The 279-nt window shown below is 63.1% G+C and carries 1 protein-coding gene; it reads left to right on the top strand.

Going from position 1 to position 279, the window contains the following annotated elements; translation table 11 throughout:
• Nucleotides 1-279 (top strand): 3-deoxy-7-phosphoheptulonate synthase (locus tag AC0IYH_RS31205; protein WP_471838077.1); only part of this gene is annotated, 279 nt, incomplete at both ends.

Raw genomic sequence — 279 nt, 5'->3', positions numbered from 1 at the left:
ATGCGAATCTGCATCAGGTGCATCGCTGGACGCACGACTTCATGGGCCGCAGCCCGTGGGCCAAGAAGTACACCGAAACCGCCGACCGCATCGGTGAGGCGCTGGAGTTCATGGCCGCCTGCGGAATAGATCCGGAGACGGTGCCGCAACTGGCGCAGACGCATTTCTACACCAGCCACGAGGCGCTGCTGCTACCGTTCGAGCAAGCGATGACGCGGCAGGATTCGCTGACCGGCGACTGGTATGACACTTCCGCCCACTTCCTGTGGATCGGCGACC

The organism is Pseudomonas sp. AC463 (assembly GCF_979253585.1).
This window is presented reverse-complemented; position numbering and strand designations above follow the sequence as displayed.